Origin of the sequence: Bacillus sp. FSL R5-0709, assembly GCF_038004785.1 — a bacterium.
Lineage (GTDB): Bacteria > Bacillota > Bacilli > Bacillales > Bacillaceae_G > Bacillus_A > Bacillus_A mycoides.
On the sequence record NZ_JBBORT010000001.1, the window covers coordinates 2,178,467 to 2,194,581 of the forward strand.

Here is a 16,115-nt window from a genome sequence, read left to right on the forward strand (position 1 = left end):
AGAATGGCTTGGGTTGTGAATAAACAGTCGACACAAGAGGAGCTTACGAATCGCTTCCGAGCTTTAGTAGAAGCAAATGAAATTTTGCAAATTCCAGGTGCTCATGATGCAATGGCGGCTCTTGTTGCGAAAAATACAGGTTTTTCAGCTCTATATTTATCGGGAGCTGCTTACACTGCAAGTAAAGGACTACCAGATTTAGGAATCGTGACGTCTACTGAAGTAGCAGAGAGAGCAAGGGATCTAGTTAGAGCTACAGATTTACCAGTTCTTGTTGATATTGATACAGGATTTGGTGGAGTACTAAACGTAGCGAGAACAGCTGTAGAAATGGTGGAAGCGAAAGTTGCGGCTGTTCAGATTGAAGATCAACAATTACCAAAGAAATGTGGACATTTAAATGGTAAGAAACTTGTTACTACAGAAGAATTAGTTCAAAAAATTAAAGCGATTAAAGAAGTTGCGCCAAGTTTATATATTGTAGCACGCACAGATGCTCGCGGCGTGGAAGGATTAGATGCAGCGATTGAAAGAGCGAATGCATATGTAAAAGCAGGAGCAGATGCAATATTCCCAGAAGCGCTTCAATCGGAAGAAGAATTCCGTTTATTTACTAGCAAAGTGAATGCACCTTTACTAGCAAATATGACTGAGTTCGGAAAAACACCATATTATAGTGCAGAGGAATTTGCGAATATGGGCTTCCAAATGGTAATTTATCCTGTAACTTCACTTCGTGTTGCTGCAAAAGCATATGAGAATGTGTTTACGCTAATTAAGGAAACAGGTTCTCAAAAAGATGCACTTTCTAATATGCAAACGAGAAGTGAATTATATGAAACAATTTCATATCATGACTTTGAAGAGTTAGATACTGGAATTGCAAAAACAGTATTATCTGAAGATCAATAGGTAGAAGGATTTAGGCGATGAAAATACATCTTTGGCAAAACGAACTGCTTGATGTGAAAAATCATCGCCTTCTGTTTTCAATAATAAGATATTCCACTCATCGTAGACGAGCATATGCAAAGATCAACGAAGGCCGAAATGATAGGGGGATTCAGATGGAGAAAACGAAGTTACCATGGGATGAATTTTTTTCACTCAATAAAGATGTGAATAATACTTTCTTTACACCAGAAGATTTTTCAGGGGATGAAGATTTAATTGCAAAAACGACAGAACAATTCGTTAAACAAGAAATTGTCCCGCAAATTGAGAATATTGAACAACATAACTATAAAGTTTCTCGCCAATTATTTGAGAAAGCTGGGGAACTTGGATTATTAGGCATTGAGGTACCAGAAGATTATGGCGGATTCGAGTTAGGAAAGGCTGTCTCAGGTCTTGTAGCAGAGAAAATGGGTTACGCTGGTGCATTTAGCGTTTCTTTTAATATACACGCCGGTGTAGGTACATTGCCTTACATATATTATGGAACGAAAGAACAGAAAGAAAAATATTTACCGAAAATCGCATCGGGAGAATGGATTGGGGCTTATGCTTTAACTGAGCCAAATGCTGGTTCTGATGCATTAAGTGCAAAAACGAGTGCAGTATTGAATGAAGATGGTACTGCTTGGAAGTTGAATGGTGAGAAGCAGTGGATTACAAATGCTCATATGGCAGATGTATACGTTGTTTTTGCGAAGACAAATAAAGGAATGACAGCGTTTATTGTCGAAAGAACATGTGAAGGTGTATCAATAGGATTAGAAGAAAAGAAGATGGGGATTAAAGGATCTTCAACAGCGACGCTTATTTTAGAAGATGTTGTCATCCCCGCTGAAAATATTTTAGGGGAAGTTGGGAAAGGGCATCACGTAGCTCTTAATATTCTTAACTTCGCTAGACTAAAACTTGCTTTTGGAAATATTGGAACAGCAAAACAAGCAATCGGTTTGTCAGTTCAATATGGAAAAGAGCGAAAACAGTTCCAAACGGAATTAGTAGATTTTACGATGATTCAAGAGAAAATTGCCAATATGATTATTTCTACATATGGAGCAGAAAGTGCAGCTTACCGTACAGCGGGTGTAATTGATGAAGCAATTCATGAGAGTGATGAAGATCTTATGAAAAAAATGTCCCAATTTGCAATTGAATGTGCACTGAATAAAGTAAACGCTTCTGAAACACTTGCTTATATCGTAGATGAAGCTGTACAAATTCATGGTGGTTACGGTTATATGCAAGAATACGAAGTAGAACGATTATATCGTGATGCTAGAATTAGTCGTATTTTTGAAGGAACGAATGAAATTAATAGATTAACAGTTGCAAAAATGTTAATGAAGCAAATCGAGCAAATAGAAGATGCTGAAGTAGAAATTGATGTAGCAAATGTAGAAAGAAACCATCGTTACATTTTATTAGCGAAAAAATTGTTGAAACAATCTTTGAAAACGCTCTCTAAAACTCCAGGAATAAAAATTGAGCAAGAGCAAGAATATTCACGCGTATTATCAAATATGTTGACGGACGTGTACGTCATGGAATCAGCATTTTTACGTACGAGGAAAGCAGTTAGTAAAAATGGTGAGGAAAAAGAGCGTACGAAGCAAATGATAACAGGTGTTATTTGTGAAGAAGGATATCGTAAAGTAGAAGAAGCTGCGATTTCCATTCTTTCAGCAGCTGTCACAGAAGAACAAAATAGACAAGAAATATTAGCTGAAATCCGTCAATTATTAGTGCCTTTATACTCAAACTTATTTACGAAAAAGAGAGATATTGCGAAAGTTATTATAAATCGCGGGAAATATATTGTGTAAATAGGAGGAAAGCGATATGAAAAAGATTGGTTTTATCGGTTTAGGTAACATGGGTCTTCCAATGTCTAAAAATTTAGTTAAATCTAGCTACACAGTATATGGAGTGGACTTGAATAAAGAGGCGGAAGCTTCCTTTGAAAAAGAAGGAGGAATTATCGGCCTATCAATCTCAAAACTAGCAGAGACATGCGATGTGATTTTTACAAGTTTGCCTTCACCTCGTGCTGTGGAAGCGGTATATTTTGGGGAAGAAGGATTATTTGAAAATAGCCACTCGAATGTAGCTTTAATTGATACAAGTACAGTATCTCCACAATTAAACAAACAATTAGAGGAATCGGCGAAGGAAAAGAAAGTAGACTTTTTAGCAGCACCTGTTAGCGGTGGGGTAATTGGTGCAGAAAACCGTACATTAACGTTTATGGTTGGTGGATCGAAAGAAGTATATGAGAAAACTGAATCTGTCATGGAAGTGCTTGGAGCGAATGTTTTCCATGTTAGTGAGCAGATTGATAGTGGTACAACTGTTAAATTAATTAATAATCTATTAATTGGTTTTTATACAGCTGGTGTGAGTGAAGCTTTAACATTAGCGAAAAAGAACAATATGGATTTAGATAAAATGTTTGATATTTTAAATGTAAGTTACGGTCAAAGTAGAATTTATGAGCGTAATTATAAAAGTTTCATTGCATCAGAAAATTATGAGCCAGGCTTTACTGTAAATTTATTAAAGAAAGATTTAGGATTTGCGATAGAGTTAGCTAAAGAAAGTGAACTTCACTTACCGGTAAGTGAGATGCTATTAAATGTATATGAAGAAGCGAGTGAGGCAGGATATGGTGAAAACGATATGGCTGCTTTATATAAGAAAGTTAGCGAACAATTAATTTCTAATCAAAAATAGTGCACTTATAAAAACCATGATAAAAAAGGAGAGAATATAATGATTACAACTGAAATTAAACGAGTGAAAAATCATATTAATGGCGAATGGGTAGAATCTACTGGTACGGAAGTAGAAGCGGTTCCGAATCCGGCAACTGGAAAAATCATCGCTTACGTTCCACTTTCTCCAAAAGAAGATGTTGAAAAAGCTGTTGAAGCGGCAAAAGCGGCATACAAAACATGGTCTAAAGTGCCAGTTCCAAATCGTTCAAGACAACTATACAAATATCTACAACTGTTACAAGAAAATAAAGATGAGCTTGCAAAAATCATTACGCTAGAAAACGGTAAAACGCTAACGGATGCAACTGGTGAAGTACAGCGTGGTATTGAAGCGGTAGAACTTGCAACATCAGCACCAAATTTAATGATGGGACAAGCTCTTCCGAATATTGCTAGTGGAATTGATGGATCGATTTGGCGCTACCCAATCGGAGTTGTTGCTGGTATTACACCGTTTAACTTCCCGATGATGATTCCATTATGGATGTTCCCACTTGCAATTGCTTGCGGTAATACATTCGTATTAAAAACATCTGAAAGAACGCCACTTTTAGCTGAGCGACTTGTAGAGTTATTCTATGAAGCTGGTTTTCCAAAAGGGGTATTAAATTTAGTACAAGGCGGAAAAGATGTTGTAAATAGTATTTTAGAAAATAAAGATATTCAAGCAGTTTCGTTTGTTGGCTCTGAGCCAGTGGCACGCTACGTATATGAAACTGGTACAAAAAATGGTAAACGTGTACAAGCGTTAGCAGGTGCGAAAAACCATGCAGTTGTTATGCCAGATTGCAACCTTGAGAAAACAGTACAAGGTGTAATTGGGTCTGCGTTTGCAAGTAGTGGAGAGCGCTGCATGGCATGTTCAGTAGTAGCAGTAGTTGATGAAATTGCTGATGAATTCATTGATGTATTAGTAGCGGAAACGAAGAAGTTAAAAGTAGGTGACGGTTTCAACGAAGATAATTATGTTGGACCATTAATCCGTGAATCTCATAAAGAACGTGTTTTAGGCTATATTAATAGTGGTGTAGTAGATGGAGCAACTTTACTAGTAGATGGCCGTAAAATCAATGAAGAAGTTGGAGAAGGTTACTTTGTTGGTGCAACAATCTTTGATGGTGTAAATCAAGAAATGAAAATTTGGCAAGATGAAATTTTCGCTCCAGTATTAAGTATTGTAAGAGTAAAAGATTTAGAAGAAGGTATTAAGCTGACAAATCAATCGAAATTTGCGAATGGTGCTGTTATTTATACATCAAATGGAAAACATGCACAAACATTCCGAGACAATATTGATGCTGGTATGATTGGTGTAAACGTTAATGTTCCAGCACCAATGGCATTCTTCGCATTTGCAGGAAACAAAGCTTCATTCTTTGGAGATCTTGGTACAAATGGTACGGATGGCGTTCAATTTTATACACGTAAAAAAGTTGTAACTGAGCGCTGGTTTTAATAAAGTGAAATGATAATGAGTGGGGTGCATTCCCACTCATTATAAAAATAATACAAACGAAAATACACTACTCATAATGGAGTAGTGTATTTTCGTTTGTATTGTGTTAACTATTTCTTTCAAAGGCTAATTTAATACCAAACCCAATTAAGACGATTCCTGTAATCCCTTGAATATAACGCTGTGTCTTCGGTTTTTTCATAAAAGCACTAATTTTATCAATTAAAAATATATAAAAAGCAAACCAAATGACGGTTAAAATGAGATAAGTAAGTCCCATAATGAGAAGTTGTATAAATGTATTATGATTTGGATTTAAAAACTGTGGTAAAAAAGTTAAAAAGAAGACTGCAATCTTAGGGTTTAGTAAATTTGTAAGAAACCCTTGGCGAAAGCAAGAAGTATGTTTATTGTCATTATTTATTGGAACGTCATTTGTATTTAAGTCTTCTGTGTTTCTTACTGCTAAAAGGGCTTTAATACCAATATAGACTAAATATACAGCACCAACATATTTAAAAATAGAAAATAAAAGAGCAGACTTTACAATAAGTGCTGAAAGACCAATTACAGCAGCTAAAGTGTGAATTAAAAGCGCAACACAAGTACCAAAAACAGTTTTTACGCCGCCGATTTTGCCGGCAATCAATGTGTTTTTCGTAGCCATTGCTGTATCAGGACCGGGTAGAATAATAAGACATATAGACATAATAATAAACAGAAAAAAATTTTCCATAATGTTATCCGCCTTCCTTTGTTGTTTTTAGAAAATTCGATTAACGTTAGTTTAACATACATTTTAGTTAAATAAAATTAAATTATATTTAACTAAAAAGAAGAGGCCATATAGAGTAGCTGAGAGTGTGCTACAATATATGGCCTCTTTGTTTAAGCGTTAAGTAAGTTAAAGAATCGATTTACATCTTCTTCTGAAACATCACTTAATTGTTTATATTTATAATTTGGATTTTGGTCTTTATCAACTACAACGGAGCGTACTCCTTCAAAGAAATCTTCATGTCGCATGAAGTTTTTAGCGAGTATAAGATCTGTCGCGAAACATTCTTCAACTGACTTTTCTTGGCCATCAATAAACTGTTTTAATGTTACCTTTAATGAAACAGGGGATTTGGATAATAGCTTTTCTTTCGTTGTTTGGGCAAATGGACTTTGATCTTTCTCTAACGATTGAATGATTCCCTCAATTGTATCGAATGCAAAATGCGAATTAATTTCTTCTACTGAAGAAGAAAGATTGCCATCTAAGTTTGGAGCAGTTGCAAATGTACGAATAACTTCTTTTAAATGAGTATGTACATCTTCTTTTTTCCAATTTACATTTTCAAGTGCGGTAAGGAAATTTGGTAATGAATCTGATGTCATAAAGTAATCAGCAGCGTTAATATATAATACATCAGGAGCTTTTAAAATAGATGCTGTTAAAGCAACATATCGACCAGTATATCCAGGCGCTTTATTTAAGAAATAAGCAGCACCGACATCAGGGAAGAAACCGATGTTCATTTCAGGCATTGCCCACTTCGTACGCTCTGTTACAATTCGATACGTCGCTCCATTTGTCAGACCGACACCACCGCCCATTACAATTCCATCTAAACAAGCGATAATTGGTTTTTTGTATTGATAAATAAATGTATCAATTTCATATTCTTCTTCAAAAAACTGCTCTGCATGTTGTAATGCAACTTCGTTAGAACGTGCTTCGTATAGCGTTTTAATATCACCACCTGCACAAAAACCTTTCGTCCCAGCTCCTTTTAAAACGATGAGTTCAATACGCTCATCTTGCTCCCATTCTTTAAGTTTTTGCCCAATTGGTTGTAACATGTCATAGGATAAAGAATTAAGTGCTTTTGGACGGTTTAAAGTAATAGATGCAACGCCGTTTTCGCTAACAGAAAATAAAACGTGTTCAGTCATTATAAATCCTCCCTTACTTATCTTTCTATTCTTATTTCTTGATACATGCTGAAATGTCCTCTATAATTTTTGTCCAAATTAGGTGCTTAGTGTTAGTATTTATCGCATATTTTGACGAGTTATATTTGCAGGATTTCAGAGAATGAAGAGGAATATTACAACATTACTGTAAGTGCTATTATTTGAAAATGTCGTGTTGAAGGCGCTATTATATGTATAACTTATATTGAGTTAGTATACGTGGCGTAAATTAAAGAGTTGATGTAGAAAAAGTTAAAAGGCTGAATTATCTAACTTTTAAAGAGCGCGGGGTTTGTATATAATTAGAAATAGAGAAAGGAGAGATCGGAATGCCAGGACCTTTACTATTGTCGGTTATTATTTTGTCATCTCTTATGGTAGGAATTACACAGTATTTTCATCATACAGATACGACAGAAGAAGTGAAGGCTAAGGTACGTCTCGTGTTTCCGATTTTTATAATATCTATTTCCATATGCTTTTTATTAAATAAAGATGGGTATGTTGTGGCCGTATTTGCGTTTTTTGTAGCGATTGTCTTAATAACTGTATTGTACTACGTTATGAAAGAGTACTTACAAAAATAAGGATGCCTGAAAGGGCATTTTTATTTTTGTAGATTAATAATTTCACATACCGTATTTCATATAAAAAAACATAAAATATTTATAATTAAAAAAGTATGTACATCGCGGTGTATTTACTTGTCAATCTTGCATGACCACTATACTATTAAAATGTAGAGATTAGAAAAAAGGGGTTGTATCTAGCATGAAATTTGAGATGCATACAAAAATTATTTCAAATGAAAAAGAAGTAAGATTACATATAGAAGATAATTTATTTCAATTAATTTTAGATGGTTATCATCTATTTACTATTCAAGAAATATTGCCTTTATATAAATCAAACGAAGAAAGAATCGGTAGTGCAATTGTCCAAAAGTTAGAATGGGAGAACGGAAAAACTACACTAAACTATCAGCTTGTTTCACTACAATCAGTAAACTAAAAGGAGAAGGGTAATATGAAGTTTTTTCATACAGCGGATTGGCATTTAGGTAAGCTTGTTCATGGTGTATATATGACTGAAGATCAAAAAATTGTGTTAGATCAGTTTGTACAAGCTGTTGAAGAGGAAAAACCGGATGCTGTAATTATTGCAGGAGATTTATATGACCGAGCAATTCCACCTACAGAAGCAGTAGACTTATTAAATGATGTATTACAAAAGATAGTTATTGATTTACAAACACCAATAATTGCAGTTGCAGGAAACCACGATAGTCCGGACCGCATACATTTTGGTAGTAATTTAATGAAAAAACAAGGATTACATATTGTTGGACAATTCCAGTTTCCATACAATCCTGTTGTTTTAAATGATGAATACGGAGAGGTTCATTTCTATCTCGTTCCGTATGCAGATCCAAGTATTGTTAGACATATATTGAAAAATGAAGATGTTCGTTCTCATGATGATGCGATGCGTATTTTTATGAACGAACTCTCTGAAACGATGGATAAAGAAGCGAGACACATATTTGTAGGACATGCATTTGTAACTTCTTCAGGAGAGGCAGAGGAAAATACGAGTGATGCGGAACGACCACTTTCAATTGGTGGTGCTGAATATGTAAATAGCCATTATTTTGATAAGTTTCATTACACGGCGCTTGGCCATTTACATCAAGCGCATTTTGTACGTAATGAGACAATTCGTTATTCAGGTTCACCACTTGCATATTCTATTTCTGAAGAAAAGCATAAAAAAGGATATTATATTGTGGAACTGGATGAAAAAGGTGAAACAACAATTGAAAAACGTTTACTTACACCACGTCGTAAAATGCGTACAGTAGAAGCGAAAATAGACGATTTATTGCTTCATCCAGTGAGTGAAGATTATGTATTTGTGAAATTATTAGATGAAAATCCTGTCTTGCAGCCAATGGAAAAAATACGTTCTGTATACCCAAATGCAATGCATGTTGAAAGATCTATTCAAAGACGAGAGTTCACAGATGAAAATGAAGTAACTGTTTCAAGACATAAAACGGATGATTTATCTCTTTTAAAAGCATTTTATAAAGAAATGAAAGGGCTAGATTTATCAGAAGAGAAAGAACGTCTATTTTTAGATGTTTTGCAAACAGTGCAAGAACGGGAAGGTGAGCGAGGATGAGACCGATTCAGCTTATAATGACCGCGTTTGGTCCATATAAACAGAAAGAAGTAATCGATTTTAAAGATCTTGGTGAGCATCGTATTTTCGCTATTTCTGGAAATACAGGAGCTGGAAAGACAACGATTTTTGATGCGATTTGTTATGTATTATATGGAGAGGCTAGTGGAGAAGAGCGCAGTGATACAAACATGCTTCGTAGCCAATTTGCTGATGATGATGTTTATACAAGTGTGGAATTAACTTTTCAATTAAAAGGAAAAAGTTATGAAATTAAACGACAACTGGGCCATAAAAAACAAGGAAATAAAACAATTACAGGACATGCAGTCGAATTATATGAAGTAATTGATGAGGAAAAAGTTCCATGTGTCGATCGTTTTCATGTAACGGATGTAAATAAAAAAGTTGAAGATTTAATTGGATTAAGTAAACATCAATTTAGCCAAATTGTCATGTTACCGCAAGGAGAGTTCCGAAAATTATTAACATCTGAAACGGAAAATAAAGAAGAAATACTACGCCGCATTTTTAAAACAGATCGTTATAAATTAATGCGTGAGATATTAGATCAAAAGCGCAAACAATGGAAAGACGTCTTACAAGAAAAACAAAAAGAACGTGAGCTATATTTCCGTAATGTATTTAAATTACCAATACGTGATGGGGCATTATTAGAGACATTAGTGGAACAAGAGCATGTAAATACACATCAAGTAGTAGAGGCATTAGAACAAGAAACAGTTTGGTACAATGCAGAGGTTGAGCAATTACACTTAGAACAAAATGACAAAACGAAACAATTAAAAGAAGCAGAGGCACGTTTTCATGCAGCAAAAGCTGTAAATGAGAAATTCAAAGATTTAGAACAAAAGAATGAGAAGTACAGTATTTTACAAGAAAACCGTGCCGTAATCGAAATGAAAGAAAAATCTTTTAAACATGCGGAACAGGCGAAGCGATTATTACCATTTGAGCAATGGTATGAGGAAGCGATGCAATATGAACAGCAGTCTGAAAGTTTGTTAAAACAGATAATCGCAAAAAAAGAGCATATAATGAACAGTTTTGCACTTGCTCAGGAGAAATATGAAGCATTAAAGAATAAGGCATCCGAGCGAGAAAATGCTAAAAAACAAGTTCAAAGACTAGAAGAGTTACAGCCAATTATTGCATCATTAGCTGAGAAAAAGTTAAATTTGCAAAATGCTGAAATTCAAATAGGAAAATTAAAAGAAGGTATGCAAAAGTTAGATGAACAACTAGAAGCGCATAAAAATGAAAAACAAAGAATGTCTGGCGAATTACAGCAATTAGAAGCAGCGCTTGAACAATATGTAGCTAAAGTAGAAGCACTAACGAATATGCGAGAAGATGCAAAAGTATTAAAGCAGGCATATGATGTATGGCAAGAAAAACAAAAATACGAGCTAGAAAAAGAAAGTGCGTTTCATAAGATGCAACAGGCAGTTAGTACATATGAAAATATTGAACGCCGCTGGTTAAGTGAACAAGCTGGTATATTAGCTCTTCATTTACATGATGGTGAATCTTGTCCAGTATGTGGTAGTATGGACCACCCGAAAAAAGCTACAGAGCAAAGTAATGCAATTGATGAAAAAGAGTTAAATGAGCTAAGAGAAAAGAAAAATATTGCGGAAAAATTACATGTTCAATTAGAAGAAAAGTGGAATTTCTATCGAGTTCAATATGAACAAGTGATAGAAGAAGTGCTAAAGCGAGGCTATCGCTCAGAAGAATTAGTAGAAACATATAGTGCGCTCGTTCAAAAAGGAAAGCAATTAGCAGCAGAAGTTAATGCGTTAAAAGCAAGTGAAGAAACGCGTAAGCAAATTGCTGTGAATATAAAAAGCGTAGAAGAAAAAGTAGAAGAACTCCAGAAACAAAAGCGTGAAGTAGAAACTGTGCAGCACCGTACTGAAATGGAGTGTATGCAGCTTCGTACGTCATATGAACATGATAAGCAAAATATTCCGGAAAGCTTGCAAACGGTACAAGCTTGGAAAGTACAGTTTGACCAAGCTCTGCAAGAACTTAGGTTAATGGAAGATGAATGGGAGAAAGTACAAGAGGCGTATCAACATTGGCAAAATGAAAATATACGTATTCAAGCAGAACATGATAATGCTTCTAATCAATTTAATAGTGCAAAAGAGAAGAAAGAAGAGACGTTTACACGCTTTATGAAAGAGCTAGAACAAAGCGGATTTACAGATCAATTAACATATAAAGAATCCAAATTAAATGATGCTGAGATGGATAAGTTACAACAAGAAATCCAAAGTTATTACTCATCTCTAGAAGTACTTACAAAACAAATTGACGAATTAAAAGCAGACTTAAAAGATAAAGAGTATATGGACATTTCTTCATTAGATGAGCAAGTGAGAGAATTGGAAATTAGCCTTGATATTATTAAAGAAAAACGACAACGTGCTCAAAACGCCGTATCATATATTACGGATTTACATGAAAATATTAAACGAATTGATGAACAAATTCATGAGGAAGAAAAAGCATTCCAAGAACTTGTTGATTTATATGAAGTAATGAAAGGGGATAATGATAGTCGTATATCCTTTGAACGTTACATCTTAATTGAGTATTTAGAACAAATTGTTCAAATTGCGAACGAACGACTACGTAAATTATCAAATGGACAATTTTATTTAAAACGAAGCGAACGAGTTGAAAAGAGGAATCGACAAAGTGGATTAGGATTAGATGTATATGATGCATATACAGGTCAAACCCGAGATGTAAAAACATTATCTGGCGGTGAGAAATTTAACGCATCACTTTGCTTAGCACTTGGAATGGCAGATGTAATTCAAGCGTATGAGGGTGGTATTTCCATCGAAACGATGTTTATCGATGAAGGATTCGGCTCATTAGATGAAGAGTCATTAACGAAAGCAGTTGACGCCCTAATCGACTTGCAAAAATCAGGTCGCTTTATCGGTGTAATTTCACACGTTCAAGAACTGAAAAACGCAATGCCAGCTGTATTAGAGGTAACGAAGCAGAAGGATGGGTGTAGTCAGACGAGGTTTGTGGTGAAATAAGCTTGTCAAATTGAAAGTATCTATCCTTACTTTGAACATTGTACCAAATTGTTATAACGTTTTTTCAATTAAGTTCAAATGAATTTAATAATGTTTTTATATAAAGCCGTCTCTATAGTAGAGGCGGCATCTTTATTATTTAAAGGAATGAATGATGCAATTATGAATCATTTGAAGAAGGTGGCGTATTTGCCAAACGGTTATAACTTTTAAAGGCTGAAATTGCAGATATAACACCACCTGTTAAAAATAAAGCTGAACCACCAACTAAAATAATACGACTGACATACGTTTCACGAGCTTCTTCAACTTGTTCTTGTAACGGTGTTGGCATATAAAGTCCCCCTCAATAAGAATGTGTTTTGCAATAGTATATACAAATGCCTAAAATATGTTAAAATCACTGGATAGTATTATGAGGAAGTATATAGTTAGATGTGAATTGTTTGAAAAATCTTCATTATAAATTTATGCTAACTTCACATAGAGCACAAATTGAAATTGTATTATGTATATGTACCAAATAGATGAAATTGTATAGTATTGCTGTTTTTAAATAATCAAAATCCTATTATTTCTATATAAGGGTCTTAATTGTATATTTAGAGATAATATTTTATTTAGAAGCAGATTTTAATAAAAAGGAATTCAAATAAAAGGGGAATGTCTTATGACAACATATACGAGCGAGATAAAAAAAAGTTTAGTAACTGAAGAAGATGTGGATATTTTAAAAATAATGGCGCATCCAATACGATTACAAATTGTAAATGAATTAAGTGCACGCAAAACTTGTAATGTAACACAATTAACAGAAATATTGAATATTCCTCAATCGACTGTTTCGCAGCATTTATCAAAAATGAAAGGTAAAGTGCTAAGAGCTGAGAGAAGAGGGTTAGAAATTTATTATTATATTAATAATTTAAAAGCAAGCAAGATTGTTAGTGTTTTAGGATATGTAAATTAATGAATTGTTATTATACAAAATAGCCTCCGCTGTTAAGCAGGGGCTATTTTGTATTGTATTGTTTTATTTATTTGCATTTAAAATTTTATAGTTTTTATGATTTACAATTGTTCGGTCAAATTCAAAAGTACCACCGCTTACATCTGTGACTTCAACTAAGACCGATTCAGTGTATAGTTTTAGTACAGATGCTGTGATCTTTAAGTTATTTCGTTGAAATAGTATAGTATCGCCTACGTTTGCTTTCATAGTACCTCCTTATAAAAGTCAGAAATGTTTGTTTATTATATATATTAAACCACGTATAGATATATTAGTGAATGTTTAGTTTTATTTATCAATAAAATATTTGTTGTTTAGTAAAAATTAAAGTGCAACATTATGTAAATGAATTATATATTTTCTATTTTTATGTATAAAATTGTAAAAAAACGTTGTAATTCTGTATGTTTCGTTAAAAAAACAAGATATATGGAAGTTAAAATGTATAAAAGATGGAATTTTTGATTACAAGACTATTAAATGATTTGTATCAAGAAATACAGACGCAACATGTTATAAACGTTGAAGAGTTAAATAAGAATAGGATAAGCAAAATATTGAAGTCCAGCCATGGATAATTCGATAATTTTTTTGGTAAAAGAGGATGTGAAAGCTCCGTAAGTCGTATTGATGTAAAACATTATAAAAACTACTACGTATTTAACAAGTAGTTTTTTGTATTTCACCCTTCGTTTTCTGTAACTGATTCCATATTTTTGACGCTCCATCTTGTAAGTGCTTACATAAGCGAAAACATCCTATACAATGAAGTTGTTAAGTCGAATGAGGTGGCGAAAATAAAAATAAAAAAAGCATATTTAGCGAATAGCATTGAAATAGAAAGAGGAGGAGAGATGGTATGAAAAAATCATCGGTTAATCCATGGCTTGTTGTCCTTGGAACAGTCATAGTACAAATGGGGCTTGGTACGATATATACATGGAGTTTATTCAATCAGCCCTTAGTGAGTAAATACGGTTGGAGTCTTAACGCTGTTGCTATAACTTTCTCAATTACTAGCCTGTCTTTAGCGTTTTCAACTTTGTTTGCGAGTAAATTGCAAGAAAAATGGGGACTTCGTAAACTTATTATGATAGCTGGACTAGCATTAGGAAGTGGATTAATACTTAGTTCACAAGCTTCCTCATTAATATTGCTTTATGTACTAGCAGGGGTTGTTGTAGGTTATGCAGATGGTACAGCATATATCACTTCATTATCCAATTTAATAAAGTGGTTTCCAAAGCGTAAAGGTTTAATTGCTGGTATTTCTGTCTCTGCATATGGTTCGGGTAGTTTAATTTTTAAATATATTAACGCACAGTTAATTGAATCAGTTGGTGTATCACAAGCGTTTATATACTGGGGTTTAATTGTTACAGCTATGATTGTCCTTGGCGCTTGTTTAATCCATCAAGCTGCAGATCAAGGAGCAGTTCATGAAACAAAAACTCAGGAATATACAACGAAAGAAATGTTAGGCACAAAACAAGTATACTTATTATTTATTATGTTGTTTACATCATGTATGAGTGGCTTATACTTAATTGGTATGGTAAAAGACATTGGTGTTCAACTTGTAGGGCTTAGCGCAGCGACAGCAGCTAATGCGGTGGCTATGGTTGCAATCTTCAATACATTAGGTCGTATTATTTTAGGACCGTTATCAGATAAAATCGGCCGTTTAAAAATCGTTACTGGTACATTTGTTGTTATGGCAGCTTCAGTCTTGGTTTTAAGTTTCGTAGATTTAAATTATGGTATCTACTTCGTATGTGTAGCAAGTGTAGCGTTTTGCTTTGGTGGAAATATCACTATTTTCCCAGCTATCGTTGGTGATTTCTACGGTATGAAAAACCATAGTAAGAACTACGGAATTGTGTATCAAGGATTTGGATTTGGAGCGCTCGCTGGTTCCTTTATCGGTGCAGTTCTAGGTGGATTCAAACCAACTTTCATGGTGATCGGCGTATTATGTGTCGTATCATTTATTATCGCACTTTTAATCCAAGTGCCTAAGCAGAAAAAAGAAAAAGAAGAAGAGTATCGCAGTGTAGCGTAAGTATATAAATCTTCTTTAACACTATGTTTACTAAAAAGCACCCTATTTAATAGGATGCTTTTTTATGAATTACAACATGTGGAATTTTCTAGAGGCAAAAAATGAGTAAAGTATCCGTTTGGATTATATTGGAATATCATAAATTGATATATTATATTCGAAATACTTATTAAATCTTAAATTATAAACACGACATGCATCGGTAATTGCAAGATATACTTTCTCGATATTTTCAGAAAAATGTTGAGAAAATATATACTTGAGTTTTTGGTAAGGCTTTGTAAATGAAGGTATCTACAGTTTATCTTCTTCAATTTTAAAAAGAGGAGTACGAATTAAATTTTTTAATGTAAGTACTTATTAATGCTTTTAGATGTAATTGTATTGAGAAGTACTAAAATATTTTATCTGAAAAATAAAAATAGGTTGACAAGTTTATTGAGAAAGATTATCATTTCGGTGTAAGAATATTAAATGAAAAACATTATCAATGAATAATATTTTGATGAAAAGTACACTTGACCAATTAGTTTAGTAAGTGTATTATTTTTTACATTGATAGTGATAATCGTTATCATTATTGCTATTTGTTTAATTAGATTAATTTTCAAATGAAAGGATAGAG

General features: G+C 33.8%; 14 protein-coding genes. 10 read left to right on the plus strand and 4 right to left on the minus strand.

From position 1 onward, the window contains the following. The first annotated feature begins 3 nt into the window (after positions 1 to 3). From prpB to MKX37_RS11215, 4 genes are all read left to right on the plus strand, one after another. Positions 4 to 912 carry a methylisocitrate lyase gene (gene prpB / locus MKX37_RS11200; protein ID WP_002168448.1) on the plus strand — a complete coding sequence of 303 codons (909 nt, stop codon included), beginning with the start codon at positions 4 to 6 and terminating at the stop codon, positions 910 to 912. 155 nt (positions 913 to 1,067) lie between these two features. Further along, a complete protein-coding gene (locus MKX37_RS11205) occupies positions 1,068 to 2,777 on the plus strand; it encodes an acyl-CoA dehydrogenase family protein (RefSeq protein ID WP_033713290.1) in 1,710 nt (569 codons plus the stop codon). A 16-nt stretch (positions 2,778 to 2,793) separates the two neighbouring features. Next, entirely contained in the window at positions 2,794 to 3,684 is an 891-nt protein-coding gene (locus MKX37_RS11210; protein WP_002012741.1) for an NAD(P)-dependent oxidoreductase, read from the plus strand. Between the two features lie 39 nt (positions 3,685 to 3,723). Then, positions 3,724 to 5,184, plus strand: a complete 1,461-nt coding sequence (locus tag MKX37_RS11215) for a CoA-acylating methylmalonate-semialdehyde dehydrogenase (RefSeq protein WP_078178873.1) — start codon at positions 3,724 to 3,726, stop codon at positions 5,182 to 5,184. 106 nt (positions 5,185 to 5,290) lie between these two features. Here the strand turns inward: MKX37_RS11215 and MKX37_RS11220 are convergent, their stop codons facing one another. Both MKX37_RS11220 and MKX37_RS11225 read right to left on the minus strand, forming a co-directional pair. Further along, positions 5,291 to 5,923: a LysE family translocator gene (locus MKX37_RS11220; protein WP_087995738.1), complete on the minus strand. Its 633-nt coding sequence runs from the start codon at positions 5,921 to 5,923 to the stop codon at positions 5,291 to 5,293. A 149-nt stretch (positions 5,924 to 6,072) separates the two neighbouring features. Beyond that, positions 6,073 to 7,125, minus strand: a complete 1,053-nt coding sequence (locus tag MKX37_RS11225) for an enoyl-CoA hydratase/isomerase family protein (RefSeq protein WP_002065275.1) — start codon at positions 7,123 to 7,125, stop codon at positions 6,073 to 6,075. 350 nt (positions 7,126 to 7,475) lie between these two features. Between MKX37_RS11225 and MKX37_RS11230 the strand changes: the two genes are divergently transcribed. From MKX37_RS11230 to MKX37_RS11245, 4 genes are all read left to right on the plus strand, one after another. Continuing rightward, entirely contained in the window at positions 7,476 to 7,733 is a 258-nt protein-coding gene (locus MKX37_RS11230; RefSeq protein ID WP_002012747.1) for a hypothetical protein, read from the plus strand. A gap of 184 nt (positions 7,734 to 7,917) precedes the next feature. Then, positions 7,918 to 8,157, plus strand: coding sequence for a DUF2584 family protein (locus MKX37_RS11235; protein ID WP_002085739.1), 240 nt, complete (start codon positions 7,918 to 7,920; stop codon positions 8,155 to 8,157). A gap of 15 nt (positions 8,158 to 8,172) precedes the next feature. After that, a complete protein-coding gene (locus MKX37_RS11240) occupies positions 8,173 to 9,330 on the plus strand; it encodes an exonuclease SbcCD subunit D (RefSeq protein WP_078178871.1) in 1,158 nt (385 codons plus the stop codon). Further along, on the plus strand, positions 9,327 to 12,416 hold the full coding sequence (locus tag MKX37_RS11245) for an AAA family ATPase (RefSeq protein ID WP_002185915.1): 3,090 nt from the start codon (positions 9,327 to 9,329) through the stop codon (positions 12,414 to 12,416). The genes MKX37_RS11240 and MKX37_RS11245 overlap by 4 nt, the downstream gene beginning before the upstream one ends. Before the next feature lie 160 nt (positions 12,417 to 12,576). On the opposite strand, the gene MKX37_RS11250 is transcribed toward MKX37_RS11245, so the two are convergent. After that, positions 12,577 to 12,750 (minus strand): hypothetical protein, encoded by a 174-nt coding sequence (locus MKX37_RS11250; RefSeq protein WP_002031929.1) that lies wholly within the window; start codon positions 12,748 to 12,750, stop codon positions 12,577 to 12,579. A gap of 336 nt (positions 12,751 to 13,086) precedes the next feature. On the opposite strand from MKX37_RS11250, the gene MKX37_RS11255 reads away from it, so the two are divergent. After that, positions 13,087 to 13,386, plus strand: a complete 300-nt coding sequence (locus MKX37_RS11255) for an ArsR/SmtB family transcription factor (protein WP_002012759.1) — start codon at positions 13,087 to 13,089, stop codon at positions 13,384 to 13,386. 63 nt (positions 13,387 to 13,449) lie between these two features. On the opposite strand, the gene MKX37_RS11260 is transcribed toward MKX37_RS11255, so the two are convergent. Then, complete coding sequence (locus MKX37_RS11260) at positions 13,450 to 13,635, minus strand: YkvS family protein (protein WP_002012762.1); 186 nt, start codon at positions 13,633 to 13,635, stop codon at positions 13,450 to 13,452. Between the two features lie 652 nt (positions 13,636 to 14,287). Between MKX37_RS11260 and MKX37_RS11265 the strand changes: the two genes are divergently transcribed. Next, positions 14,288 to 15,490, plus strand: coding sequence for an L-lactate MFS transporter (locus tag MKX37_RS11265; protein ID WP_002127286.1), 1,203 nt, complete (start codon positions 14,288 to 14,290; stop codon positions 15,488 to 15,490). Positions 15,491 to 16,115: the final 625 nt, after the last annotated feature.

Coding starts and splice junctions, on each gene's coding strand:
- prpB (WP_002168448.1), top strand. CDS start 4: ATGGCTTGGGTTGTGAATAAACAGTCGACACAAGAGGAGCTTACGAAT.
- MKX37_RS11205 (WP_033713290.1), top strand. CDS start 1,068: ATGGAGAAAACGAAGTTACCATGGGATGAATTTTTTTCACTCAATAAA.
- MKX37_RS11210 (WP_002012741.1), top strand. CDS start 2,794: ATGAAAAAGATTGGTTTTATCGGTTTAGGTAACATGGGTCTTCCAATG.
- MKX37_RS11215 (WP_078178873.1), top strand. CDS start 3,724: ATGATTACAACTGAAATTAAACGAGTGAAAAATCATATTAATGGCGAA.
- MKX37_RS11225 (WP_002065275.1), bottom strand. CDS start 7,125: ATGACTGAACACGTTTTATTTTCTGTTAGCGAAAACGGCGTTGCATCT.
- MKX37_RS11230 (WP_002012747.1), top strand. CDS start 7,476: ATGCCAGGACCTTTACTATTGTCGGTTATTATTTTGTCATCTCTTATG.
- MKX37_RS11235 (WP_002085739.1), top strand. CDS start 7,918: ATGAAATTTGAGATGCATACAAAAATTATTTCAAATGAAAAAGAAGTA.
- MKX37_RS11240 (WP_078178871.1), top strand. CDS start 8,173: ATGAAGTTTTTTCATACAGCGGATTGGCATTTAGGTAAGCTTGTTCAT.
- MKX37_RS11245 (WP_002185915.1), top strand. CDS start 9,327: ATGAGACCGATTCAGCTTATAATGACCGCGTTTGGTCCATATAAACAG.
- MKX37_RS11250 (WP_002031929.1), bottom strand. CDS start 12,750: ATGCCAACACCGTTACAAGAACAAGTTGAAGAAGCTCGTGAAACGTAT.
- MKX37_RS11255 (WP_002012759.1), top strand. CDS start 13,087: ATGACAACATATACGAGCGAGATAAAAAAAAGTTTAGTAACTGAAGAA.
- MKX37_RS11260 (WP_002012762.1), bottom strand. CDS start 13,635: ATGAAAGCAAACGTAGGCGATACTATACTATTTCAACGAAATAACTTA.
- MKX37_RS11265 (WP_002127286.1), top strand. CDS start 14,288: ATGAAAAAATCATCGGTTAATCCATGGCTTGTTGTCCTTGGAACAGTC.